Origin of the sequence: Cupriavidus plantarum, assembly GCF_905397285.1 — a bacterium.
Classification (GTDB): Bacteria; Pseudomonadota; Gammaproteobacteria; order Burkholderiales; family Burkholderiaceae; genus Cupriavidus; species Cupriavidus plantarum.
This window is the reverse complement of the sequence record NZ_CAJPUX010000005.1, coordinates 394543-416676: the sequence shown is the minus strand read 5'-3', so window position 1 is coordinate 416676 and position 22134 is coordinate 394543. Positions and strand designations below refer to the sequence as shown.

Annotated in this window: 24 protein-coding genes; 9 read left to right on the top strand and 15 right to left on the bottom strand. The window is 66.2% G+C overall.

From position 1 onward, the window contains the following. The first annotated feature begins 11 nt into the window (after positions 1-11). Positions 12-242: a zf-HC2 domain-containing protein gene (locus KHP16_RS21970; RefSeq protein ID WP_109583822.1), complete on the top strand. Its 231-nt coding sequence runs from the start codon at positions 12-14 to the stop codon at positions 240-242. A gap of 8 nt (positions 243-250) precedes the next feature. On the opposite strand, the gene KHP16_RS21965 is transcribed toward KHP16_RS21970, so the two are convergent. From KHP16_RS21965 to KHP16_RS21950, 4 genes are read right to left on the bottom strand one after another with little or no spacing between them, the layout of a single operon-like run. Next, positions 251-772 carry a DoxX family protein gene (locus KHP16_RS21965; protein ID WP_244835948.1) on the bottom strand — a complete coding sequence of 174 codons (522 nt, stop codon included), beginning with the start codon at positions 770-772 and terminating at the stop codon, positions 251-253. Positions 773-784: 12 nt separating this feature from the next. After that, positions 785-1576 carry an HvfC/BufC N-terminal domain-containing protein gene (locus tag KHP16_RS21960; protein WP_181366189.1) on the bottom strand — a complete coding sequence of 264 codons (792 nt, stop codon included), beginning with the start codon at positions 1574-1576 and terminating at the stop codon, positions 785-787. Next, positions 1563-2498, bottom strand: coding sequence for an MNIO family bufferin maturase (bufB, locus tag KHP16_RS21955; protein WP_211961118.1), 936 nt, complete (start codon positions 2496-2498; stop codon positions 1563-1565). The genes KHP16_RS21960 and bufB overlap by 14 nt, the downstream gene beginning before the upstream one ends. Positions 2499-2546: 48 nt before the next feature. After that, complete coding sequence (locus tag KHP16_RS21950) at positions 2547-2807, bottom strand: BufA1 family periplasmic bufferin-type metallophore (protein ID WP_109583825.1); 261 nt, start codon at positions 2805-2807, stop codon at positions 2547-2549. A 197-nt stretch (positions 2808-3004) separates the two neighbouring features. Between KHP16_RS21950 and KHP16_RS21945 the strand changes: the two genes are divergently transcribed. The 6 genes from KHP16_RS21945 (at position 3005) to KHP16_RS21920 (ending at position 7753) form a co-directional block, all read left to right on the top strand. Next, the gene (locus KHP16_RS21945) at positions 3005-3370 is read left to right on the top strand and encodes a glyoxalase superfamily protein (protein ID WP_109584387.1); all 366 of its coding nucleotides are present in this window, start codon (positions 3005-3007) and stop codon (positions 3368-3370) included. A 303-nt stretch (positions 3371-3673) separates the two neighbouring features. After that, positions 3674-4996, top strand: coding sequence for an MFS transporter (locus KHP16_RS21940; protein WP_244214735.1), 1323 nt, complete (start codon positions 3674-3676; stop codon positions 4994-4996). Between the two features lie 99 nt (positions 4997-5095). Next, positions 5096-5485 (top strand): Rid family detoxifying hydrolase, encoded by a 390-nt coding sequence (locus tag KHP16_RS21935; RefSeq protein WP_109583826.1) that lies wholly within the window; start codon positions 5096-5098, stop codon positions 5483-5485. 3 nt (positions 5486-5488) lie between these two features. Further along, a complete protein-coding gene (locus tag KHP16_RS21930) occupies positions 5489-5980 on the top strand; it encodes an MOSC domain-containing protein (protein WP_109583827.1) in 492 nt (163 codons plus the stop codon). Between the two features lie 27 nt (positions 5981-6007). Further along, a complete protein-coding gene (locus tag KHP16_RS21925; RefSeq protein WP_244835947.1) occupies positions 6008-6958 on the top strand; it encodes a PDR/VanB family oxidoreductase in 951 nt (316 codons plus the stop codon). 48 nt (positions 6959-7006) lie between these two features. Then, complete coding sequence (locus tag KHP16_RS21920) at positions 7007-7753, top strand: helix-turn-helix domain-containing protein (protein WP_121492304.1); 747 nt, start codon at positions 7007-7009, stop codon at positions 7751-7753. A 20-nt stretch (positions 7754-7773) separates the two neighbouring features. Here KHP16_RS21920 and KHP16_RS21915 read toward each other — a convergent pair whose 3' ends face one another. The 8 genes from KHP16_RS21915 to KHP16_RS21880 form a co-directional block, all read right to left on the bottom strand. Beyond that, positions 7774-9816, bottom strand: a complete 2043-nt coding sequence (locus tag KHP16_RS21915) for a 2Fe-2S iron-sulfur cluster-binding protein (protein WP_244835946.1) — start codon at positions 9814-9816, stop codon at positions 7774-7776. 45 nt (positions 9817-9861) lie between these two features. Then, a complete protein-coding gene (locus tag KHP16_RS21910; protein WP_109583831.1) occupies positions 9862-10473 on the bottom strand; it encodes a glutathione S-transferase family protein in 612 nt (203 codons plus the stop codon). Between the two features lie 146 nt (positions 10474-10619). Next, complete coding sequence (locus KHP16_RS21905) at positions 10620-11519, bottom strand: LysR family transcriptional regulator (RefSeq protein WP_109583832.1); 900 nt, start codon at positions 11517-11519, stop codon at positions 10620-10622. A 65-nt stretch (positions 11520-11584) separates the two neighbouring features. Then, on the bottom strand, positions 11585-13231 hold the full coding sequence (locus tag KHP16_RS21900; RefSeq protein WP_211961116.1) for a dipeptide ABC transporter ATP-binding protein: 1647 nt from the start codon (positions 13229-13231) through the stop codon (positions 11585-11587). Further along, the gene (locus KHP16_RS21895) at positions 13228-14040 is read right to left on the bottom strand and encodes an ABC transporter permease (RefSeq protein ID WP_115954215.1); all 813 of its coding nucleotides are present in this window, start codon (positions 14038-14040) and stop codon (positions 13228-13230) included. The genes KHP16_RS21900 and KHP16_RS21895 overlap by 4 nt, the downstream gene beginning before the upstream one ends. After that, on the bottom strand, positions 14037-14993 hold the full coding sequence (locus tag KHP16_RS21890) for an ABC transporter permease (protein WP_244835945.1): 957 nt from the start codon (positions 14991-14993) through the stop codon (positions 14037-14039). Before KHP16_RS21890 ends, KHP16_RS21895 begins: the two co-directional genes overlap by 4 nt. 15 nt (positions 14994-15008) lie before the next feature. Then, positions 15009-16604, bottom strand: a complete 1596-nt coding sequence (locus tag KHP16_RS21885) for an ABC transporter substrate-binding protein (RefSeq protein WP_244835944.1) — start codon at positions 16602-16604, stop codon at positions 15009-15011. A gap of 20 nt (positions 16605-16624) precedes the next feature. Further along, positions 16625-17779, bottom strand: coding sequence for a C45 family autoproteolytic acyltransferase/hydolase (locus KHP16_RS21880; protein ID WP_211961115.1), 1155 nt, complete (start codon positions 17777-17779; stop codon positions 16625-16627). Between the two features lie 106 nt (positions 17780-17885). On the opposite strand from KHP16_RS21880, the gene KHP16_RS21875 reads away from it, so the two are divergent. Then, positions 17886-18827: a GntR family transcriptional regulator gene (locus KHP16_RS21875; RefSeq protein WP_109584390.1), complete on the top strand. Its 942-nt coding sequence runs from the start codon at positions 17886-17888 to the stop codon at positions 18825-18827. A gap of 17 nt (positions 18828-18844) precedes the next feature. On the opposite strand, the gene KHP16_RS21870 is transcribed toward KHP16_RS21875, so the two are convergent. After that, positions 18845-19270 carry an Lrp/AsnC family transcriptional regulator gene (locus KHP16_RS21870; RefSeq protein WP_211961177.1) on the bottom strand — a complete coding sequence of 142 codons (426 nt, stop codon included), beginning with the start codon at positions 19268-19270 and terminating at the stop codon, positions 18845-18847. 81 nt (positions 19271-19351) lie between these two features. Here KHP16_RS21870 and KHP16_RS21865 point away from each other — a divergent pair, with 81 nt between their 5' ends. Further along, positions 19352-20470: a succinylglutamate desuccinylase/aspartoacylase family protein gene (locus KHP16_RS21865; protein ID WP_211961114.1), complete on the top strand. Its 1119-nt coding sequence runs from the start codon at positions 19352-19354 to the stop codon at positions 20468-20470. A 6-nt stretch (positions 20471-20476) separates the two neighbouring features. On the opposite strand, the gene KHP16_RS21860 is transcribed toward KHP16_RS21865, so the two are convergent. Beyond that, on the bottom strand, positions 20477-21304 hold the full coding sequence (locus tag KHP16_RS21860) for a cytochrome c (RefSeq protein ID WP_244835943.1): 828 nt from the start codon (positions 21302-21304) through the stop codon (positions 20477-20479). A gap of 10 nt (positions 21305-21314) precedes the next feature. Beyond that, complete coding sequence (locus KHP16_RS21855; protein ID WP_115954220.1) at positions 21315-22106, bottom strand: SDR family NAD(P)-dependent oxidoreductase; 792 nt, start codon at positions 22104-22106, stop codon at positions 21315-21317. Between the last annotated feature and the right edge of the window lie 28 nt (positions 22107-22134).

The window sequence follows — 22134 nt, the reverse complement described above, 5'->3', positions numbered from 1 at the left end:
ACAGGAATCCCATGCCAGATTTTCCCGATGGTCCCCGCAAGCACCTGCTGCCTAAATGCGAAGAGGTGCATTTTCTCACCATGAAGGGCATGGATCAGCCGCTCACGTGGGTGGAGCGCGTGCGGATGCGCATGCATCTGGCCATCTGCGACGCGTGCACGAACTTCAACGGCCAGATGCGCATCATGCGCAATGCGATGCGCCGGCTCGGTCAGCAGGAGCCGGGCGAGCGCGACGATTGACGGACCGCTCAGCGGCGGTTGCGCAGCGCGTGGAGGGTTGCGTGTAGGCGAGCGTCGAGGCTGAGCCGTCCGGCACCGGCGGTCAGCGGTACGAGCAGCAGCATGCCCCAGTAGAGATGACTCTGGATCGCGGCCGGGCATTCGAACGTCCATAGATCCGGATACGAGATCACCGCCATCAGGTTCACCGCGAACAGGCCCAGCGCGGCCGGCCGCGAGAACAATCCCACGAACAGCAGCAATGGAAACGCGAGCTCCCCGAACGTGCCCGCGATCGCGGCGATATGCGGCGGCAGCAGGGGCACGTGATACTCGTCGCGAAACAGCGCGAGCGTCGAGCCCCAGTCCATCAGCTTGAGCTTGCCCGACGCGAAGAACTGCCAGCCGACATACCAGCGGATGCCGAGCAGCACGAGCGACAGTCCCCAGTCGCCGAGCCATTGCTCGGCCTGCCGAAACGTGCGGCGCGCGGCGCCGGCATGGGAGCCGTCGTCCGAGGGTTGTGGCGAGGGTTGGGTCATGGTGTTCATGTCTCGTTCCTTTCAGGACACGTGGCGCAGCATGCCGGCATGAAGCCAGCGCGACAGCGCCTCAGCGGGTTGAAACTGACGATCGAGAGTAGCCGCGCGTTGCAGCAACGCGCCGAGCGCCGTGGGGTTGTCGACGGCGCTCGATGCCAGCGAGGCTAGCGCGACGGCTTCCGCCGGGGAGGCGGGCAACACGTTCACGCGCCAGCCCGGACGCACGACGATGCCCGCGCTCGTCGTTTGCGGATCTTCCGGTAGCGCCGGTCCGTCGGGCTGGTGCGCGCGCCAGATCGTCACCGCATCCCAGGGCGACGTGAACGGCCGCGTGCAGGCTGTCAGCGCGACGGGCATCGATGCCACCGTGTCCGGCGACAACGCCGCAAGGTCGGCCACGGTCAGCGGTGTGTCGTCCCGCGCGTAGTAGGCGCCATGGCAAAGCCATTCGAGTCGCGCGACCTCAGGCACGTAGGGGTAGGGCGCGACCGGCTCGAACGCCCGGAGGAAATCGCTGAACGCGCCGCCAAAGCGATGCAGGTCGGGATCGTCCGACGGATGCGCGCGGCGATATACGTCGCTCAGCGCTTCGAAGAACTCGTTTCCGAGCAATGCGCGCACTACGGGATACGCATTGCCCAGTACGGACAGCGCAGTAGCCTGCTGATTCCCGCGGTAATAGGCCAGGCGGCGGCGGATGGCATCTTCCTCGCCGGTGAAGATGGACAGGCAGGCGGAAGCGATGCCGGTGTCGAGCCGAGAGGCGACGATCGCCCGGGCGAACAACCGTTGCTGGGCGTCAGGCGATCGCATGGCCGTCCTCTCGCGTGACGACGGGGCGCATTGCGTGCCATGCATGATCGATGGCCAGCCGGCGTTCGGCCAGCAGCACGTCGAGCGGCGGCACGTCGGTGTCCCATTCGATCAGCGTGGGAATGGCCACGCCGTCGCCGCGGCAGAGCCTGGCGATCGCCGCTTCGTACAGCGCCCAGACCGGCTCCGCCACGGCGGCGCCATGATGGTCGATGAGCACGCGTCCGGTCGCATCGTCGCCGGCCTCGAGATGCCCGGCCAGATGAATCTCGCCGATCGTGCCGGTGGACAAGGCGGCAAGATCGTCGAGCGCGCGATGAGCGTCCTCGCCGTGGTTGAACTGATTCACGTAGAGATTGTTGATGTCGAGCAGGATCCCGCAGCCCGTCCGCCGCGCGAGCGCGGCGAGGAACTCGGTCTCCCTCATTTGATCGTCGCGGTAACGCAGGAACGTGGACACGTTCTCGACGAGAATTGGCCGCCGCAATCGCGCCTGCATGCGGTCGACGCGGTCGGCCATCAGCGCGAGCGCGCCATCCGTGAGCGGCAGCGGCAGCAGATCGTTGAACTGATGCCGCGCGATGCGGTTCCAGCACAGGTGTTCGGAGACGAGCGCCGGCTCTATCCGCTCGACCAATGCGGCAATGCGCTCGAGATGCGGGGCGAAATGATCGTCGGCGGCGGAGCCGAGTCCCAGTCCCACGCCATGCAGACTCAACGGATAGTCGGGACGCAGGGCTTCGAGCACGCGAAGATCGCGCCCGCCCGCGCCGAGGTAGTTCTCGGTATGCACCTCGAACCAGTCGGCGCGATCGGCAACGTGGCGCCGGGCCAGCACTTCCGCATAGAGCGACGTGCGCAGCCCGATACCGAAGCCGAGATCGCCGGGCGCGGCGGCGCGTGAGGGAGGACGCGAGGTCATGGCAGGGCTCCGCCGGGGTGTCGTGCTTATTTGGTGCTTACTTGTCGCTTACTTGGCGCTCAGCTTGCCGCCCATCTGCGCGCAGGTGCCCTTGGCAACGTACTTCCAGTCCTTCGGATCCTTGTCGGCCTTCGACTGCCCCGCGCACGAGTGGCTACCGGAGCTGCTCGCGCAGTCGTTCTGCCCAGCCATGGCGACGCCGTAGCACTTCTCCTTGTCGGCATTGGCGTCGGCGGCATGCGCGACACCGGCACCGGCAGAGAACAGACCGACGAGGGCGGCGGCGACGAGGGCGGATTGCTTGTTCATGGTGAAGACTCCTTGGTGTCTGTCAATGCCGCACGGCAGCATTGGGAAGCGCCGTTGCGGCGACCGTCGGCGACGATCTGGACGGTAGTCGGAGCCTTGCCTGCGTTCCTTACACACTTCGCGAGATTTTTTTTGCGGGCCTGGCCGCTGGCATTCCCGTATCATCGAAGTCCTTCCTATTCGTCCCGTCGCTCACGATGCAACTCTCCGCCGCGGTCCCCATCCTCCGTATCTTCTCCGTCGACAAAGCCAAGGAGTTCTACCTCGACTTCCTTGGCTTTACGCTGGATTGGGAGCACCGCTTCGAACCGGACCTGCCGCTCTACGCGCAAATCCACCGATCCGGCCTGACGCTGCATCTGAGCGAACACCACGGCGACGCCACGCCCGGCTCCGCGGTTTTCGTGCCGATGGAAGACATCGACGCCTTTCAGCAGGAATTGATCGCCAGGCAGTATGGCTACGCCCGCCCAGGCATCGAGCCGACCGGCTGGGGCCGCGAGATGCAGATCGCCGATCCGTTCGGCAACCGGCTGCGGTTCTGCGAGTTCTCCAAGGGTTAAAAAACGAAGCTTTCGAAGTTTCCCCTTTCGAAGTTTCCCAATAGGGAAAACCAGAGCTAGCCTCAGAACAAGGCCTCCGGCACCGCGATCGTGGTGCCAGCCTCGCGCTTCCCCGCACTTCCGTAGTGCTCGCCGCACTCAAATCGCGCTTTTTTTCCGTTAGTTTCCGCGTCTTCAAGTGACCCCGGGTAGGTCCGCCGACCCTCATGTTCCCGCTTTCCTATATGCCACGCCGGGTGGCACACGTTGTGCATATGGGAAACATCGGGAAACTTTTTGGGAAACCCTAGGGGGAGTGCCACCGTGACCTATCCAGCAGCCATTGCGACGCCGGCACAGCCGGCCGTCGCCGACGAATCCAATCTTGCCCGGGTGCTTTTCGCCAGCTCCGTCGGCACCATCATCGAGTGGTATGACTTTCTGATCTACGGCACCGCCGCCGCGTTGATCTTCAACAAGCTGTTTTTCCCCGCCGCGGATCCGATGCTCGGTACGCTCGCGGCGCTCGGCAGCGCGGCGGTCGGGTTCCTCGCGCGGCCGTTCGGGGGCGCGGTGTTTGGATTCATGGGCGACCGGCTCGGCCGCAAGTCGATGTTGCTGATGTCGCTGCTGTTGATGGGCGTCGGTACCTTTGCCATCGGCTTGTTGCCCACGTACCAGCAGATCGGCGTCTGGGCGCCGATACTGCTCGTGCTGCTGCGCATCGTGCAGGGCATCGGGCTCGGGGGCGAGTGGGGCGGGGCGGCGTTGATGGTCCTCGAGCATTCGCCGAAGCATCGTCGCGGGCTGTATGGCAGTCTCGTGCAGGTGGGTTTCCCGCTTGGCCTGATCTTGTCCACTGCCGTGTTCTGGGCCGTGTCCTCGCTGCCCGAGGAAGCGCTGATGAGCTGGGGATGGCGCGTGCCGTTCCTGCTCAGCATCGTGCTGGTCGGGCTCGGCAGCTTCGTACGCATGCGCATCACGGAATCCCCGGTATTCGAGGAGATGAAGGCGAAGAACGAGCTTGCGGCCAACCCGCTCAAGGAAGTGTTCACGCGCCATCGCAAGTCGTTCCTCGTGGCCATCGGCCTCAAGCTGTGCGAGGTGTCGTGGGTCTATCTGCTGACGGTGTTCCTGGTTGTCTATGCCACGACGAAACTCGGCTTGCCGAAGAAGATGCTGCTCAATGCCATCTTCATCGCCGCGGTGATCGAGGTGTTCATCATGCCGCTGTTCGGCCTGCTCGCGGACCGCATCGGACGCCGGCCGCTGTTTTTCATCGGCACCGCCTTCACGGTCCTGTTTGCCTACCCGATGTTCTGGATGGTCGATACGCGGGATCCCACGCTGATCGTTGCCGCGATCGCGATGGGTCTGATTCTTGGGCAGGGGATGATGTTCAGCATCGAGGCAACGTATTTCCCCGAGCTGTTCGGCGCTCGGGCTCGCTATACCGGCGCGTCGTTCGGCTTCCAGGTCGCGGCGGCGATTGGCGGGGGCCTGACGCCGATCTTCGCGACCGTGCTCGTGGAAAAGCTCGGCGGTACGGCGGGCGTGTCGCTGCTGCTGATCGGCGTGGCCATCGTGACGCTCATCGCTGCGCTGTTTGCGCGGGAGACGCGTGGCGATGCCATTCACCATGCGTGACAGGGCGACGTTCCTGCGTTAGACTAAAGTTTCCTATCGGGAAACTTTCGGAAACCTCCGAAACTATCGATCACGTACTGATACCACACGTACCGCTCCATGCAACCTATCACTCTGAAGACCGGGCAGGCACCCGCCGCCGTCGGGCCCTACGCGCAGGGCGTGCGCCTCGGCGACCTCGTGTTCTGCTCGGGACAGCTCCCGATCGACCCCACGACGGGCAACATCCCCGCGGACGTTGAAGGCCAGACCCGCCAGTCGCTCGCCAATGTCGCCGCCGTGCTCGAGGCCGGCGGCGCGAGCCTGGCGACCGTGGTGAAGACCACCGTGTTCCTGAAGGACATGAACCAGTTCGCACTGATGAATGCCGTCTATCAGGAATGCTTCGGCGCGAGCGTTCCCGCGCGTTCGACGATCGAAGTGGCCCGCCTGCCGCGCGACGTGCTCGTGGAGATCGAGGCGATCGCCGGTGTGGCCACCGAGGAGTAAGTCATGATCCAGTGGACCGGTGGACGACTGCACCATATCCATATCGCCCCGTCGGCGTCGTACGAGATGGAAGAGCTCGACCGCGCCGAACTCGTCGCCGGCAAGGGCATCGTCGGCGACCGCTATTTCCTCGGCACGGGCACGTACTCGCCGAAGCCTGACGTCCGCGAAGTCACGCTGTTTGCGGCCGAAGTCCTCGATGCGCTCGCGCGCAACGACCCGCCGCTCCAACAGGGCCCCATCCACCTCAAGCCCGAGGAACACCGCCGCAATCTGACGGTGTCCGGCGTGCCGCTCGACTACCTCGTCGGCAAGCGATTCCGTGTGGGCAACGTGGTGCTCAAGGGCGGCCGGCTGAACTTTCCGTGCAAGTACCTCGAGGAGCTGCTCGGCATGCCGCTCTACCTCCCGCTCTACAACCGCTCGGGCCTCAACTGCTCGATCGTCGAGGGTGGATGGATCGAAAAGGGCGACGCCATCGAGCCATTGGACTGAAACCGCATTTCTACCGCATCCCGCCTCATGTCCGCACGCATCATCATGAAGCTCATCGTCGATCGCGTGATCGACGACACGCCCGACGTCCGCGTCGTCACGTTTCGCCACCCGCGCCGCCCCACCCTGCCGGAGGCCGAGCCGGGCGCGCACGTGGACGTGCATATTCCCGGCGGCAAGATCCGCCAGTACTCGCTGTGCAACGATCCCGCGGAGCCCGGCCGCTATCGCATCGCGATCAAGCGCGAGGCCGATGGACGCGGCGGCTCGCGCTGGCTGCACGAGCATCTGGTGCCGGGCATGGAGATTCCGGTCACGGTGCCGCGCAACAACTTCGGTCTCGCGCGTGACGCCGAGCGGCATGTGCTGATCGCGGGCGGCATCGGCATCACGCCGTTCGTCTCGATGGTGCGGCATCTGTCGGCGGCGCGGGCCGACTTCACGCTGCACTACTGCGCGCGCACGGCTGCCGAGGCACCGCTCCGCGCGGAACTCGCGTCGTTGTGCACGGCCGGTCAATTGCGGACATGGTTCAGCCGGGACGCCGAAGGCCAGCGTTTCGACGCGGCAATGCTCTCCACGCCCTTGCCGGGGACGCATCTGTACTGCTGCGGGCCGGCAAGTCTCGTCGAATCGGTACGCGAAGCGACAAAGGAGTGGCCCGCCGAACAGGTCCACTTCGAGGTCTTCGCGCCGACGCTCGACGAGAACTTCAAGGCCGAGCCGTTCGATATCCGCATCGCTTCCACAGGGGAAACGATCCGCGTGCCCGCCGACGCGTCGGCGCTGACGGTGCTGCGCGAGCGGGGCTTTCCGCTGGCATCGTCGTGCGAGATGGGCGTGTGCGGATCGTGCGTGTGCGGCTATACCGACGGTGTGGTCATCCACCGGGATGCGTTTCTCGACGCGTCACGCCGCCAGGAGACCCTTGCGCTGTGCGTGTCGCGCGCGCGCGTCGGGGTGACGCTGGACCTCTGAGGCAATGCGGTAAACTTGCGCGCAGATCAGGCAACTCGCATCGCACGCATGAAACCGAGCCGCATCTCCGGGAACAGGAAGAAGTCGCCGCAGGCCGCGCCATCGTCGGCGCCGTCGTCCGCGCCGGCGGCAGCCGCTTCCGCCGCCGTCATTTCCACCGCCGCCAACGAGCCGTCCGCCCCGGAGGACGCCAGCGGCTCCGCGCATGGCGCGCTCGGTCAACGGCTGCGCCGCCATCGGCTCGATGCGCGCATGACGCTGGCGGAAGTGGCCGAGCGCTCGGGCTTCGGCAAGGCATACTTGTCGCGGATCGAAAACGGCAAGAAAGTGCCCCCGATCGCGACGCTGGCCCGCATTGCCGCGGTGCTCGGCGTCGAGCCCGGCGCGCTGCTTGCGGAAACCGCCGGACCGGGCACTGCGGTCCCCGCGTGGCGCGGCGTGAGCCTCGTCAAGCGCGACGACCACCGGCCGACGGTGCTCGGCGGCACGGCGTTTGGCTACAACTATCTGTCCGTCACGAATGCCGCGCATGGCCAGGCCCTGCAGGCATTCCTGTTCAGCTTTCCCGAGGAGATCGACAAGTACGTGTTCTTCGAGCACGACGGCGAGGAGCTGCTTCACGTGCTCGAAGGGAAGCTCGAGTGGCAGATCGGCATGGACAAGTACGTGCTCGAGCCCGGCGATACGATCCACTTCGATTCCCGCATTCCTCACCGCGGCCGGAGCCTGTCAGGCTCGGCCAAGGCGCTGATGGTCATGTACGCGCCGACCACGGACAAGGAAACCCTCGCTTAGCGGCATGGTGCGACGTTGACTCAGAGCACGAGGTGAACCGGCTGGCTGCCCGCCGCCGGCACCGCGCAGCAGATCAGCGCTTCCCCTTCGGGCACTGGAAACTCCGGCGCCTGCGCGTAGGTAACCTCCCCCTGGGCCACGCGCGTGCGGCAGCTGCCGCAACTGCCGCTCCGGCAACTGAACGCCGGCGAAAGCCCCCGGTCTTCGGCCAGTTCCAGCAGCGACCCGCCGCCCGGCATCCAGCGCGCTTCCTTGGCGGAATCCGTGAACACGACCGGTACCGGGCTCGCCGCGACCGGCGCCAACACAGGCGCATTGTCGCGGACGATCGAGGACGTGCCGAACGCCTCCGCGTGGATGCGGTCGTTGGGCACGTTCAGCGCGCGCAGGCCGTCGTACAGCGACTGCATGAACGGCGCCGGGCCGCATAGATAGAAGTCGTAGTCGTCGAATGGCAGATGCCCCCGCAGCACGTCGATCGTGATGCGTCCGGACTCGTCGTAATCCTTGCCGATGGTCGCGCCCGACGGGTCGCTGAGCAGGCGGACGATCTCCACGGCACCATTGCCCCGCAAGGCGAGCGCATCGAGCTCCGCGCTGAACGCGCGCTCTGCCAGCGATCGCGCCGAATGGAAGAACCACGTTGGCCGCATGCGCTGCTTGCGCGTGCCTTCGTAGAGGATGTGGCGCAGCATGGCCAGCATCGGCGTGACGCCAATGCCGGCCGCCAGCAGGACGGCGGGGCGGCGCGCCAGCGGATCGATGGTGAAGGCGCCCGCGGGGGCGCGCGCTTCGATGATGTCGCCGGCCTTCACGTGATCGTGCAGGTAACGCGAGACCTCGCCATCGCGCTTGACGCTGATACGGTAGGCCGCATCGGATGGGGCCACCGAGAGTGTATAGGTGCGCATGACGGGCGCATCCTCTCCCGGCAGCGTCACGCGAATCGGCAGATGCTGGCCAGCCTGATGCGCGATGATCCCCACCTCGTCGGCCGGTGCCAGATGGAACGACCGCACCACGCTGCTCTCATCGACGATCCGCGTCACGCGGAACGGCCGCCATTGATCCGCGACGCTGGCCGCGCGCATGCGGTCCGCTGCCTCGTCCCAGTTGCCCGTGAGCAGCGAGCTCGGCGCATCGCCATCGGCCTTCGTGATCCAGCGCAGCGGCAGCGCTTGCTCGCGCCGCACGATCTGCTCGGGGAAAAAGCGCCACAGGCGTTCGGCGCCCTGGAACGCGGCGATTTCCGGCGAGTCCACGATGACCTCTGCGCGCCCATGCATTTGCAGCAGTTCGCCCGTCGAGAAATCGGCGAACGTCACGCCGGCCATCGGGTTGACCATGAAGTTGCCCAGCGTGTTGAAGAACAGGTTGCCCGCGAAGTCGGGAATGGTCATGCCGCCGTCGGCATCCAGCCGCACGAATCCCGCCTTGCCGCCGCGGTGCGACACGTCGACCTGTCTCGGCTCCCCCGGCACATCGGCATAGGAGGCGACGAAGAACGCGCTGGACGATGCGACCAGGGCCCGTCCGCGGTCATCCAGCCCATCGAGCCATTGCGGCACGGGACCCTCGATGGTTGCACCCGCCAACGCATCCAGGGGCGCCAGCGTGCGTTCATGGATATACCGCGGGCAGTTGCCGAAGCTGTGCCCGACGTCGATATGGGCCGCCCCCGGCGCGTCGTGGCGCAACGTGCCATTCATGCGGTTACGCCGGCGCGTGGCGAGGTCGATGCCGAGCAGGCCGACGGCATCGCCATCCTCCAAGCCCGCGTCGGCGGGATCGGCGGCATCGCGAACGAGGCCGATGTCCAGCACGCGCGGATCGGGCGAGTTCAGGAAACCGGGTTGCCCCGCGCGCAGCGTCGCCCAGACGCGGCCGTCCGGCGCCACGGAACCGAGCACGACAAAGGGCAACTGCGCGAAGAATTCACGATGCTGGTCCGGCATGTAGTCGCGCACCACGCGGCGGCCGACTTCATCCATTCTGGCGGCGACGCCGACGCGCGTTTGCAGCGCGAGTTCACCGGCATGCCAGGGCGCACGAGTCGTGGACATGATCTGTACCTCCTGCATCGTCAGTTCGATATCGAGAGCGGGCGATCAGGCAGCGAGGCCGACCGGCGTCTTCTGGAATTCAACGAAGCCAGGCAGGGCTTCGACGCGTTCCAGCCAGGCGCGCACGTTGGCGTAGTCCTGCAGATCGACGAAGCCTTCCGGCGCGCGTGCGGTGTAGCTATACAGCGCGACGTCGGCAACGGTCGGCTGGCTGGCGGCGATCCACTCTCGGCCGGCCAGCGCGTCGTCCATGCGCTTGAGCACGACATGGGCGCGGGCGATGACGGCCTTGCTGTCGAGCGGCGCGGCAAAGACGGTGATCAGGCGGGCGGCGGCGGGGCCGAAGGCGATATCGCCGGCGGCAACCGATAGCCAGCGCTGCACCGCGGCGGCCTCGGCCGGCGTTTCGGGCAGCCAGTCGGTCTTGCCGAACTTCTTGCTCAGGTAGACGAGGATCGCGTTCGAATCGGCCACCACCGTGTCGCCGTCCACCAGCACGGGCACCTGGCCGAACGGGTTGATCTTCAGGAATTCCGGCTTCTTGTGAGCGCCTGTGCCCAAGTCGACATGCACCAGTTCGAACGAGGCGCCGATCAGCGACAGGAACAGGCGGGCGCGGTGGGAGTGGCCGGAGAGCGGGTGGTAGTAGAGCTTCATTTGCGTGTCCTCAGATGGCTGTGTTGTGGGTTTTGCACGTAATGTCGTGCTGGAAACCATCATAGGGCCACGCAAGCGCGCGAAAAACAGGCTTTCGCAGAAGGTATTCTTCTTGAAACGAGAAGAATCGATGGCTCGTCTTCGATTTAATTGAGCGATTTGTCGGCCCGGAGCCGCTCGATGGCAAGGTCGAGGAACGCCCGGACCTTCTGCATGGCATGCCGGCCTTCCCGATGGATGACATGGATCGGCTGCTGCGGTGGCTCGAACTCCGCCAGCACGACCCGCAGCGCGCCTGACCATAATTCGGCCGCCACTTGATAAGACAGGACGCGCGCGATGCCCAGGCCGGCAACCGCCGCCCGGATGGCCGAGTCGTTCGTCGTCGTGGACAGGCGCGGCTGGAAGCGCCATGGATAGGGCTCTCCCTCGGCCATAAAGCGCCATTCGGGTGTGAGCGCGACGGCCGTGGTGTGGATCAGGCTGTGGTGCGCGAGGTCGTCCGGCGTGCGCGGGGTGCCGTGACGTTCGAGATAGGAGGGCGCCGCGCAGACGACGCGGCGAACGCGGCCGACCTGCACGGCCTGCAGAGAAGAGCTCGTCAGCTCCCCGATGCGGACCGCCACGTCGACGCCCTCATCGACGAAGTTCACATTGCGATCCAATAGCAGCGTGCTGACATCGACCTCGGGGTAACGCTGGAGATATTCGACGACGATCGGCATGACGTGCCGCGCGCCGAAGAGCGTGGGCGCGGTAACGACCAGATGGCCACGCGGTGTGCCGTGGGTGCCCGCCGCCGATAACTCGGCCTCTTCGATCTCGCCCAGGATGCGCCGGCAGTTCTCGAAGTAGGCCATGCCCGTATCGGTCGGCCGCACGAGCCGGGTGGTTCGCGTGAGCAGCCGCACGCCGAGGTGGGCCTCGAGTTCGGTCACGACGCGGCTGACCACGGAGAGCGAGACATCGAGCTTGCGCGCCGCGGCTGTGAACCCACCCGATTCCACGACCGAGACGAACGTCCTCATGGCCTGCAGTCGATCCACGCGTGCTCCCCGAGATGGTTGATGGCACGGAGTATATCGACTGCGGGCGGGGACGGTGAGGGACGCTAGGCCGCGGCTTCCATCCTCATCGTCAGCGGGGTGCGCTGGCCTGGGGCGACGTAGGCCGCTTCCAGCAACGCGCGCGTGTACGCATGCTGCGGCCGATCAAGAATGTCATCGACGCTGCCTTCCTCGACGATGCGACCCTGATGCATGACCACGATACGATCGGCCACCTCGGACACGGCCGCGAGGTTGTGCGACACGAAGAAGCAGGCAAAGCCGTGCGTACGCTGCAGCTCGCGGAACAGCGTGAGCACCTGCTTCTGGATGGTCATGTCGAGCGCGGACACGGGCTCGTCCGCCACCACCAGCGCCGGACTGCGAATCAGCGCCCGGGCAATGGCCACCCGCTGCCGCTGCCCGCCGGACAATGCGTGCGGGAAGCGCTCGGCCAGTCCATCGAGCCCGACCTCCGCCAGCATGCGATCGACGCGCAGCCGGCGCTCGCCTGCGGTCATCGGCTCGGCATGATCGAGCGGCTCGGAGACGATCTCGCCGATGCGCTGGCGGGGATCGAGCGAGGAGTAGGGATCCTGGAACACCATCTGGCAAGCGAGCCGAAAATCGCGCTGTTGCGCCTTGCCGCCGCTGCCTACGGGCTCACCGCGGAACCGCAGCGTGCCGCCCGTGAGCGGCAGCAGGCCGATCATCGCGCGGCCCAGCGTCGTCTTGCCTGAACCCGAACCGCCCACCACGGCCACGACTTCGCCGGGGCGGATGGCCAGCGATACGCGATCGACGGCCAGCTTGTCCGTGCCGCGCGAAAACATGCGATGCGCGCCGGGGTAGGCGACCGAGACGTCCCTGGCCTCGATCACGGGCGGCACATCCGCAACCGGCGGGCGGCCGACCGCGCGTTGCGGCAGCGCCTGGATGAGGCTGCGCGTGTATTCGGTTTTCGGCTCGCACAGCACCGTGCGCGCGCTGCCGTACTCCACCTGAGCGCCGCGGCGCAGCACGAGCACGGAGTCGGCATAGTGCGCGACGAGTTGCAGGTCGTGCGTGACCAGCAGCACGGCCGTGCCGCTGTTGCGCGTCAGGTCGGCCATGATCTCCATGACCTCGCGCTGGCTCAGCGCGTCGAGCGCGGTGGTCGGTTCGTCGGCGATCAGCAGGCGCGGCTTCAGCAGCATCACCGAGGCCAGCATGATGCGCTGGCGCATGCCGCCGGAGAACGCATGGGGGAAGGACGCCATGCAGCCCTCTGGGTCGGCGATTTGCACGCGGCGCAGCATCTCGATCGCACGCTCGCGCGCGGCCTTCGGCGACAGCTTTTCGTGCAGCAGCAGCCCTTCGCACAGTTGCGCACCCACGGTCATGGCGGGATTCAGCGAGACCATCGGTTCCTGGAACACCATGCCGGCGACCTGTCCGCGCAGATCGCGCATGGCGCGGTCAGAGAGCGCGCCGACGTCCTTGCCGTCGAGCACGATGGTGCCGCCAGTCTGCTTTACCTGCAGGGGCAGCAGCCGCATGATTGCGCGGCCGGCCATGGTCTTCCCGCTGCCGGACTCGCCGACCAGCGCCAGCACTTCGCCGGGCGCCATCTCGAACGAGATGCCTTTGAGGATCGCATTGCCGCGCGTGCTGTGCAGCGTCAGGTCACGCACCGACAGCAGCGGCGCCACGGGGGACACGGGATGGGTCATGCCTGCTCCATGCGAGGGTCGAGCCAGTCGCGCAATGCGTCGCCCAGCAGATTAATGCCCAGCAGCGTCAGCGCGATGCAGAGGCCCGGCGCGATGCCGAGCCACGCGGCGGATTCGATATAGGGACGGCCGGAAGAGAGCATGTTGCCCCACGTCGGCGCGGGGGGCGGCACGCCGAGGCCGAGGAAACTCAGCGCGCTCTCAGCCAGGACCACCCAGCCGAACATCGACGTGCCCAGCACCATCAGCGGCGCGGCGCAATTCGGCAGGATATGGCGCAGCATCGTCGTGAGCTCGCTGTTGCCGATGACGCGCGATGCCTCGACGAACTCCTTCTCGCGCAGCGACAGCACGGTACCGCGCACGAGGCGGACGACGGTGGGCGTATAGGCGAGCCCGAGCGCCAGCACGATGCCGTACTTGTTGGCGCCTGTGATCACCATGATGCCGAGCGCGAGGAGGATGCCGGGGAACGCGAGCAGCGCATCGTTGACGACCATCATGACGCGATCGATGCGGCCGCGAAAGTAGCCGGCCACGAGGCCGAACAGCGTGCCGAGCAGCAGCGCGAGCGTCACGGTCAGCGCGGCGACGAGCAGGCTCGCGCCCGCGCCGGCGATGAGCCGCGAAAGGATGTCGCGCCCGAACTCGTCGGTGCCGAGCCAGTGCAGGCCGGTGGGCGGCTTGAGCCGCATGCGCAGATTGAGCTTGAGCGGATCGAACGGGGTCCACACCGTCGACAGCAATGCCATCGAGATCACGGTGCCGACAAGCGTGCCGCCGATGGCCGCATTGAGACGAAGTTTCATGAGCTGGCCACGCGCGGGTCGAAGAGGGGATAGAAGAGGTCCACTACGAGGTTGACCACGACGTAGATCACCGCGGTGAACAACAGGCAGCCCTGCACCACGGGATAGTCGCGCGCGAAGATCGCATCGACGAGCAGCCGGCCAAGGCCAGGCAGCGTGAATACGGTCTCCAGCACCGCGATGCCGCCGAGCAGGTTGCCGAGCACGAGGCCGATCATCGTCCATGTGGGCGCGAACGCGTTGGGTAGCACGTGGCGCAGCAGCACACGGCGCTCGGAAAGACCCTTGGCGCGGGCATGCGTGACGTATTCCAGGCGCAGCGTCTCGATCGCGCTGGCGCGCGCCATGCGCGTCAGCACGCCCATCTCGATCAGTGTCAGCGTGACGATGGGGAGCGCCAGATAGCTCAGCGCCGCGCGCCAGTCCTCGCTGAACGCCACGTACCCGACCACGGGCACCCAGCCCAGCTTCAGGCCGACCAGCAGCAGCAACAGCAGGCCCAGCCAGAAACTCGGGATAGACAGAAAGAATGTCGCGCCCGCCACGATGACGGTATCGGTCAGCGAATTCTGCTTCCAGGCGGCGAAGAGGCCGGCGGGCACCGCGATCGCCGCCGCGGCGGCCACGGCCACGAGCACGATGGTCGCGCTGACCTGGAACCGCTCGATCAGCAGCGGCAGCACCGCTTCGTTCGTGGTGATGGAATGGCCGAGGTCGCCACGAACCATATCGGAGAGCCAGACGCCGAACTGCACGGCAATTGGCCGGTCGAGGCCGAGTTGCGAACGCAGGTCGGCCAGTTGTTCGGCGGTGCCGCTGTCGCCGAGGATCAACTGCGCGGGATCGCCGGGGATCAGGCGCATGAGCACGAACACGATCAGCGCCACCAGCAGCAGCGTTGGCAGTGTCCACAGCGCGCGCCGCAGCAGATAGAGGATGAAGGAGGATGACACGGGAGTCGGCTCCGCTTATTTGGCGTTGGCGAACGTGACGCCCCACGCGCGTGGCTGCCCGAGCGGCCAGCCATGGAAATTGCGCACGTCGTTGCGGACCGCGCTGGTCCGCGTCTCCGAGTACACGAAGATGGCAGGCACGTCCTCGCGCATGCGGGCCTCGAGCGCGTCGAACGTGGCCTGTCGCCGCGTGGGATCGCTCTCGTTCATGCTCTCGTTGAGCAGGCGGATCGCATCCGGAGTTTCCCAGACCTTGCGTGGCTGCTTGTCCTTGGGGCCGGTAATCATCTCGTACGACAGCGATGGGTCGAGACGCGCCGAATAGCTGAACGCCATCGCCTGATAGTCGCCGCGCGTGTAGCGGTCGAGGAGGGTAGCCCAGTCGAGTACCTCGACGTCGATGCGCAGGCCGGCCTCCGCCGCCATCGCCTGCGTGAGCACGGCGATATCGAACAGCGCGTTGTAGCGCTTTGTCGTCAGGATCTTGATGGTCTGCCCACGGTAGCCGGCTTCATTGAGCAACTTGCGCGCGGCGGCGATGTCGCGGCCGGGCATCACGGCCTGAGCTTTGCCGTAGAACGGGCTGGGGCGCGGGATCACCGAGCGGCTCGCCGTCGAGTTGCCGCCCGTCACCGCATCGACGAGCTCTGGCACATCGATCGTCAGCGCGATCGCGCGGCGGATGCGCGCATCCTTGAGTACCGGGTCGCGCGTCTGGAACAGCAGGCCCGCCTGGCTCATCGTCGGCGTGCTGTCGAGCAGGAGGTCCTTGCGCGCGCGGTACTCGGGCAGGTCGTTGTCCTCGACGTCGGGAATCACGTCGATATTGCCCGACAGCAGCGCGGCCTTGGCCGACGAGGGGTCGGGAATGACCATGAAGCGCACCTTCGCGATCTCCGGCGTCTTGTTGCCCGTGTTGCCATCGCGCTTGCCGGGCAGCGGCTGATAGTAGGGATTGCGTTGCAGCTCCAGGTACTGGCCGCGCTTCCAGTCAGTCAGCCTGTAGGGGCCCGAGCCGACGAGCTCGCGCCACTTGCCGTCATGGCCGATGGCGCTTCGATGGTAGATACCCGTGCCGCCACAATCCGGCCGCGCCATCGTCTTCAGGAACAGGGCGGAGGGTTTGTCGAGCGTATAGACCACCGTCAGCGGGTCTTTCGCTTCCACCTTGACCACCTTCGCGTAGCCGCGGCCGTCGAACTCCGACAGGCAGCGCCAGTTGTTCGCGGGAGTCATATAGCGTTGCCATGCGAAGACGACGTCGTCCGAGGTGATGGGCGCGCCGTTCTGGAATTTCAGGCCCGGACGCAGCGTGAACGTGTACGTGAGGCCGTCCGCGGACGTCTCGACCTTCTGCGCGAGCAGCGGTCCCACGGATGTGTCTTCGCGGAAGGCCACGAGTCCCTCGACGAGATGCGCGACCACGGCATCGGTATTGACGTCGCGGTTGATGCCCGGGTCGGTCGATCGGATATCGGCGTTGAGCCGTACGCGCAGCGTGTCCCGCGTGGGCTGTGCGTGCGCGCCGGGGGCGAGCAGGCCGGCGACCAGCGCCACCAACGCCATCCGCGTCCCCGTCGTGCCGACCGATGTCCTCATCGCCCTGGCCATGCTGTCTCCTCCGGCGGCCGTCATCGGCCGGTGGCTTTCTGGATGTCCATCTCGAGATGGAATGTCGTGAAGCTCGGGTACAGCGCGGGCAGCATCGATACCTCCATGGATCCCAGTTCCGGCTCCATCACGATCATCGCGACGGTGGCCGACAGGTTGTTGCTGGTATTGGGGCGCGGCGGCCGGCAGACCGACCACGGCGTCTCGAAGTCGTCGAACAGCGCGTTCTTGATCGTGTCGGCGGTGATCTTGCCGATGTGCGGCGTCACAAGCTGGCGCACGCGTTCGTCACGATAGAGCGAATCGGGCATCTTCTGGACGCCGAGGTCGCGCAGCTTGGTCAGCGCGACGGGGCTCAGCCAGTGGTTCGCATGCACGACCACGCCGCGTTCCGGCTGCACCTGGAAGGTCTCGTCCGGCGCGCACTCGAAGTTGATGGCCACGCCGCCGGCGTGCGACACCATGATGTTGTTGGCGGCGGACTTGGCCGTCACGTACACGGCCTGCATCGCCAGCGCCAGCCGCTTCTGCTCCAGCACCTTGCGGCGGATCAGTGCCAGGGGTACGGCGAGTGTGCGATAGTCGCGTTCGCATTCGAGGTAGTTGGCGGTGATCGCGATACCGGCCGCGTTCATGCCCGAGCGGGCGAGCGCTCCCGCTTCGGTGAACGTCAGGTAGTCGGGGCCATCGTCGCGATGGACCTTCAGCACGACCGACGATTCGGCGCATTCGGCCTTCCAGTCCCAGTTTTGCGCATGGATCACGCGGCCATGGGCGGTGGCTTCGGGCAGGGCGATCACGCCCGTGCAGCCGTCCGGGTCGATCGGCACGGGCTGCTTGTTGCGCATGCGGTCGGCCAGCTTGAGCACTTCCGTCCGGGCGTTGAGCATGACCACCGCGGCGTATTCCACACCGGCGCCCTCCGCAATGCCGTGCATTTCTTCGATGTAACTGGCGTCGAACGCGGCGATCGTCGGTTCGAATGTAGCGACGATCTTCTGCAACTCCGGCCAGCCGAGCTTGTTGTTCTCGAGTTGTCGGGAGTAATGTTCAATGCCACGCTTGATACGCGTGGCGGCTTGCTCGCCATACTGGCGGCCGCGCTCGCGGGGCGGGCCGCTGACTTCGATCAGCGGGCATTCGGGCGCGGGTGCGGCTTGTCGGGTGTCGGTCATGGTCGGTAGCGTACGGCGGGAGAGGTCAGGAGTACCGCTGGGGTTGTGTCTAATCGTTGTTGTATGATCCAAAGTGTATTTTGATGACACAAAAAAATCAATGAGCATGCCTAACAACGTTCCGAACGAGGCGCCGGGAGAGGGATCGGGCCGGACGCGTCTCGCGCTGCAGGACCGCATCGCGCAATGGATCCGGGACGAATCGCTGGAGGCGGGCGATCGCCTGAACGAGCAGAAGCTCGCCGAGTCGCTAGGGGTGTCTCGCACGCCGATCCGGGCCGCGCTGGATCAGCTCGAGGCACGGGGGTTCGTCGAGCGGCGCCGCAACAAGGGCGTGGCGCTGCTGGCGCCGCCGCCGGTGGCGGAGGCCGAGGTCACTTCGCCGGCGGACGAGGACGAGCTGCTCGCGCGCATCGCGCATGACAGGCAGCGCAAGGCGTTACCGGACGAAGTCTCGGAACGCGATCTGATGGAGCGCTATAACGAGACGCGCGTAACCATCAAGCAGGCGCTCGTGCGCCTGGCGGATCTCGGTATCGTCGAGCGGCGGCTTGGCTACCGGTGGAAGTTCCAGGACGCGGTCTGGTATAGCGAAGCCCGGTTGGAGAGCTATCGCTTCCGCCTGGTGATCGAACCGGCCGCGATGCTCGAACCGTCGTTCCGCCTGCCGCCCGACTGGGCCGCGCGCATGCGCATCCAGCATTCGGCGTTCCTGACGCAGCCGTGGACGGAGGCGTCCCCGATCGCGTTTTTCGAGACCAATGCGGCGTTCCATGAAGGGCTCGCCATGGCGTCGGGCAACCGTTTCTATGTCGATGCCATCCGTCGGCTGAACCGCATCCGGCGGCTATCGAACTACGACTGGAAGCATGGCAGCGGGCGGGTCGAGATCAGTTGCCACGAACATCTGGGCATTCTGGCCGCGCTGGAATCGGGCAACCGCGAGGGGGCGGCCGAACTGATGCGCAAGCATCTGGAAGTGGCCAGCAAGCTCAAGGCGCCGACGCCCGCCGGGGCGGTGCAGGGGGCTCCTTTGCGGGAGCCGTGAGTGAACGGCATCCTGCTTCAGGACGCCTTGTAGCGCGTCAGATGGATGCTCGTCTCCGTGGCGCTGATGCCGCGGATCAGCCGCACGCGTTCCAGGACTGACGCGAGTCCGTCGAGCGATGACGCGCGGACCTCGGCCAGCAGGTCCCATCGCCCATTGGTGTCGTGCAACGCCGCGACACCGGGCTCTCCCAACAGGCGCACAATGACCTCGCGCGCCTGGTTTCCCTCCACGGCAATACTCATCCACGCGGCGATCGTCTCGCGCTGGGCCTCCGGCCGTACCTGTACGGTGTAGCCCACGATCACGCCGGCTTTTTCCAGCCGCGCGATGCGATTGGCGATGGTCGTGCGCGCGACGCCCAGCCGATGGGCGAGCAGGGCGGCACTGGCCCGCGCGTTGGCCCGCAGCAGGGCGAGCAACTGGTGGTCGAAGTCGTCCATGAGAGGAAAGGCGGTTGTCGGCATGCAAGCGTGGTGATACGATGGTGATAGTATTTTGTAAACACAATAACCAATTTTGCCATGAAGCGCCAGACCCATCCCCTGTTGTCGCCGTCGGCCGGCGTGTCTTTCGAACTCGTCAGTCACCACTTCGGCGAGCCGGGCGCCGGTCGAAAGGTCTATGTGCAGGCAGGCCTGCATGCGGACGAGATCCCCGCCATGTTGACGGCGACGGTGCTGAAAGAGCGGTTGCTGGGGCTGGAGCAGGCGGGGCGCGTGCGGGGCGAGGTCGTGCTGGTGTCGGCGGCGAACCCGATCGGGCTGGCGCAGGGGGTGTTGGGGAATTTCATCGGGCGGTTCGAGGTCACGAGCGGCAAGAACTTCAATCGCGACTTTCCGATGGTGGCCACGGAGGTGAGCGCGGCGATTGCGGACCGGTTGACGCAGAACGGGCAAGAGAACCTGCGGATCGTGCGGGCGGCCTGGAAGGACGCGTTACTGGCCCGGAAGCCTGCATCCGCGTTCGCGTCGCTGCAGCAGACGCTGATGCTGCTGGCGCATGATGCCGACTACGTGCTGGACCTTCACTGCTCGCGCGAGGCGGGGATGCATATCTACACGGGGGATGCGATCTGGCGAGAGGTGGAACCCCTCGCGCGCTACCTGGGCGCGACGGCCAGCCTGCTGGCGCTCGACTCGGGCGCAGACTCCTTCGACGAGGCGCATAGCTACACCTGGTACCAGATCCAGCAGACCTTCGGCGAACGGCATCCGATTCCGCACGGGAGCGTGGCGGTCACGGTGGAGCACCGGGGGCAGCGGGACGTGACGGACGCTTTGGCGCGGCAGGATGCCGAGGCATTGATCGCGTACCTGACGTATGTGGGGATCATCGACGGCGAGGCTCCGCCCCTACCGCCGCTGCTGCAACCGGCGACGCCACTGGCGGGCAGCGAGCAACTCGTGGCCCCGGTGGCGGGCATCCTCGTCTACCGCACGCCGGTCGGCGCGACGGTGCGGCCGGGGCAGGCGCTGTTCGACATCGTGGATCCCGTGGACGGGACGCGCACCACCATGGAGAGCCACACCGAAGGCGTCTTCTACATGGGCCGCGAGGTCCGTTTCGTCAGACCGGGCGACCAGATCGGACGGGTATCGGGTGCGCGTGCGTACCGGACGGGCAAACTGCTGAGTCCCTGATGGCGGCTACTTGCGTCGCTGCGCCATATACCCCAGGTACGCAATCGCGGCATCCAGATCCGCGTCGCTCAGGTTCGATGGCGGAAAGCTGGGCATCTGCATCGCGGGCCAGGCGCGAATGGCGCGGGGATTGCGGATGAACTCGCGTAGTACGCCCGGCTGAAAATACTCCGTCGGGCTCCGCGGCACGTTGAGGTCCGGTCCCAGCGACGCATCGCCCGCCCCATTGAGCTTGTGGCACACCATGCATTGCGTCGCCACCACGCTTTGCCCGACGCGAATCACGGAGTCCGAAGGGACCTCGCTCCCCACCTCGATCTGCGGCCACTTGCCCGCGCGCGAAGACACCGTGCGGATCGTGCCGATCTGGAACGGCCACTGTTCGCTCCTCACGCCCGACGCTTCCGGCCGCAGCCATACCAGATAGAACGGCCCCGTCGCCTTGCCATCCACCGCCCGCGGCCACGGCTTGCCCGGGGGTTCAATCGCCAGCCAGGGCTCCGCGCCGCCCTTGCGCGTGACCAGCCCATGAGGCAGGTTGGTCACGTACCCGTCCGTCGCCGCAATCTGCAAGTCCTGATCGTTTCCGAGCCGGTCAAGCCCGGGCAACGCCCGCAACGGCACCGCGCGATAGGTCATCGTGCGGCGGTAGGACACATCGCCCGGCACGGAAATCGTCTTCACGTCGCGACGCGCAAGCAGCTGCTCCGTGGTCAGCGTGACCGCATCGATCCGCAGTTCGGCGGCGCTGGCCGCGCCAGCCAGAACCAGCGCGCCCGCCGCCACCGTCATCGCCCATCGCAAGGGCACCTTCATCATACGATTCAAGATCAAGGCCGCCCGCTCAAAGCAAATCCACCACGCCGCCATCGACCCGCAGGGACGCCCCCGTGGTCGCCGACGCCTGCGGCGAGCATGCGTACACGACCATGTTCGCCACCTCGTCAACATTCGCCGCGCGCTGAATGATGGACGTGCTGCGATGCGCCATCACGAAATCGCGACCAGCGTCCTCCAGGCTCTTGCCCGTGCGCGCGATATCGTCCTTGAGCATTTCCGCGACCCCTTCGGTCAGCGTGGGCCCCGGCAGTACCGAGTTGACGGTGACCCCCGTACCGGCCAGCCGTTTGGCGAGCCCGCGCGCAATGGCGATCTGCGCGGTCTTGGTGAAGCCGTAATGGATCATGTCCACGGGAATATTCAGCCCCGACTCCGACGCGATAAACACGATACGTCCCCACTGGCGCTCGGCCATCCCTTTGGCATAGGCCCGCGACAGCCGCACGCCGCTCATCACGTTCACCTGAAAGAAGCGTTCCCACTCGGTGTCCGGAATCTCGAAGAAGTCCTTCAGCTCGAAGATGCCGAGGTTGTTGACGAGGATATCGACGTCCGGATGCGCGGCGACGATCTTCTCGCATTGCGCGGGATCCGACAGATCGCCTGCAAAGCCGACCACCTGCGCGCCCGGCACCGCCGAAGCAATCGCCTGATGCGCTTTCTCCACGCCGGCCGCGTTGCGGCCATTGACGATGACGCGCGCGCCAGAGGCCGCGAGCCCCTTCGCCGTGGCGAGGCCGATGCCCGCAGTGGAACCCGTCACCAGGGCGGTCTTGCCGGAGAGATCGATTTTCATGCGCACTCCTGAAAGTGGGTCATTCGAG

Excerpts from the sequence above, each read along its gene's own strand:
- KHP16_RS21935 (WP_109583826.1), top strand. The coding sequence starts at position 5,096 with ATGCAACCTATCACTCTGAAGACCGGGCAGGCACCCGCCGCCGTCGGG.
- KHP16_RS21950 (WP_109583825.1), bottom strand. The coding sequence starts at position 2,807 with ATGAACAAGCAATCCGCCCTCGTCGCCGCCGCCCTCGTCGGTCTGTTC.
- KHP16_RS21865 (WP_211961114.1), top strand. The coding sequence starts at position 19,352 with ATGAAGCGCCAGACCCATCCCCTGTTGTCGCCGTCGGCCGGCGTGTCT.
- KHP16_RS21900 (WP_211961116.1), bottom strand. The coding sequence starts at position 13,231 with ATGACCCATCCCGTGTCCCCCGTGGCGCCGCTGCTGTCGGTGCGTGAC.
- KHP16_RS21915 (WP_244835946.1), bottom strand. The coding sequence starts at position 9,816 with ATGTCCACGACTCGTGCGCCCTGGCATGCCGGTGAACTCGCGCTGCAA.
- KHP16_RS21855 (WP_115954220.1), bottom strand. The coding sequence starts at position 22,106 with ATGAAAATCGATCTCTCCGGCAAGACCGCCCTGGTGACGGGTTCCACT.
- KHP16_RS21970 (WP_109583822.1), top strand. The coding sequence starts at position 12 with ATGCCAGATTTTCCCGATGGTCCCCGCAAGCACCTGCTGCCTAAATGC.
- KHP16_RS21885 (WP_244835944.1), bottom strand. The coding sequence starts at position 16,604 with ATGGCCAGGGCGATGAGGACATCGGTCGGCACGACGGGGACGCGGATG.
- KHP16_RS21925 (WP_244835947.1), top strand. The coding sequence starts at position 6,008 with ATGTCCGCACGCATCATCATGAAGCTCATCGTCGATCGCGTGATCGAC.
- KHP16_RS21965 (WP_244835948.1), bottom strand. The coding sequence starts at position 772 with ATGAACACCATGACCCAACCCTCGCCACAACCCTCGGACGACGGCTCC.
- KHP16_RS21920 (WP_121492304.1), top strand. The coding sequence starts at position 7,007 with ATGAAACCGAGCCGCATCTCCGGGAACAGGAAGAAGTCGCCGCAGGCC.
- KHP16_RS21930 (WP_109583827.1), top strand. The coding sequence starts at position 5,489 with ATGATCCAGTGGACCGGTGGACGACTGCACCATATCCATATCGCCCCG.
- KHP16_RS21870 (WP_211961177.1), bottom strand. The coding sequence starts at position 19,270 with ATGGACGACTTCGACCACCAGTTGCTCGCCCTGCTGCGGGCCAACGCG.
- KHP16_RS21875 (WP_109584390.1), top strand. The coding sequence starts at position 17,886 with ATGCCTAACAACGTTCCGAACGAGGCGCCGGGAGAGGGATCGGGCCGG.
- bufB (WP_211961118.1), bottom strand. The coding sequence starts at position 2,498 with ATGACCTCGCGTCCTCCCTCACGCGCCGCCGCGCCCGGCGATCTCGGC.
- KHP16_RS21960 (WP_181366189.1), bottom strand. The coding sequence starts at position 1,576 with ATGCGATCGCCTGACGCCCAGCAACGGTTGTTCGCCCGGGCGATCGTC.
- KHP16_RS21945 (WP_109584387.1), top strand. The coding sequence starts at position 3,005 with ATGCAACTCTCCGCCGCGGTCCCCATCCTCCGTATCTTCTCCGTCGAC.
- KHP16_RS21895 (WP_115954215.1), bottom strand. The coding sequence starts at position 14,040 with ATGAAACTTCGTCTCAATGCGGCCATCGGCGGCACGCTTGTCGGCACC.
- KHP16_RS21910 (WP_109583831.1), bottom strand. The coding sequence starts at position 10,473 with ATGAAGCTCTACTACCACCCGCTCTCCGGCCACTCCCACCGCGCCCGC.
- KHP16_RS21880 (WP_211961115.1), bottom strand. The coding sequence starts at position 17,779 with ATGACCGACACCCGACAAGCCGCACCCGCGCCCGAATGCCCGCTGATC.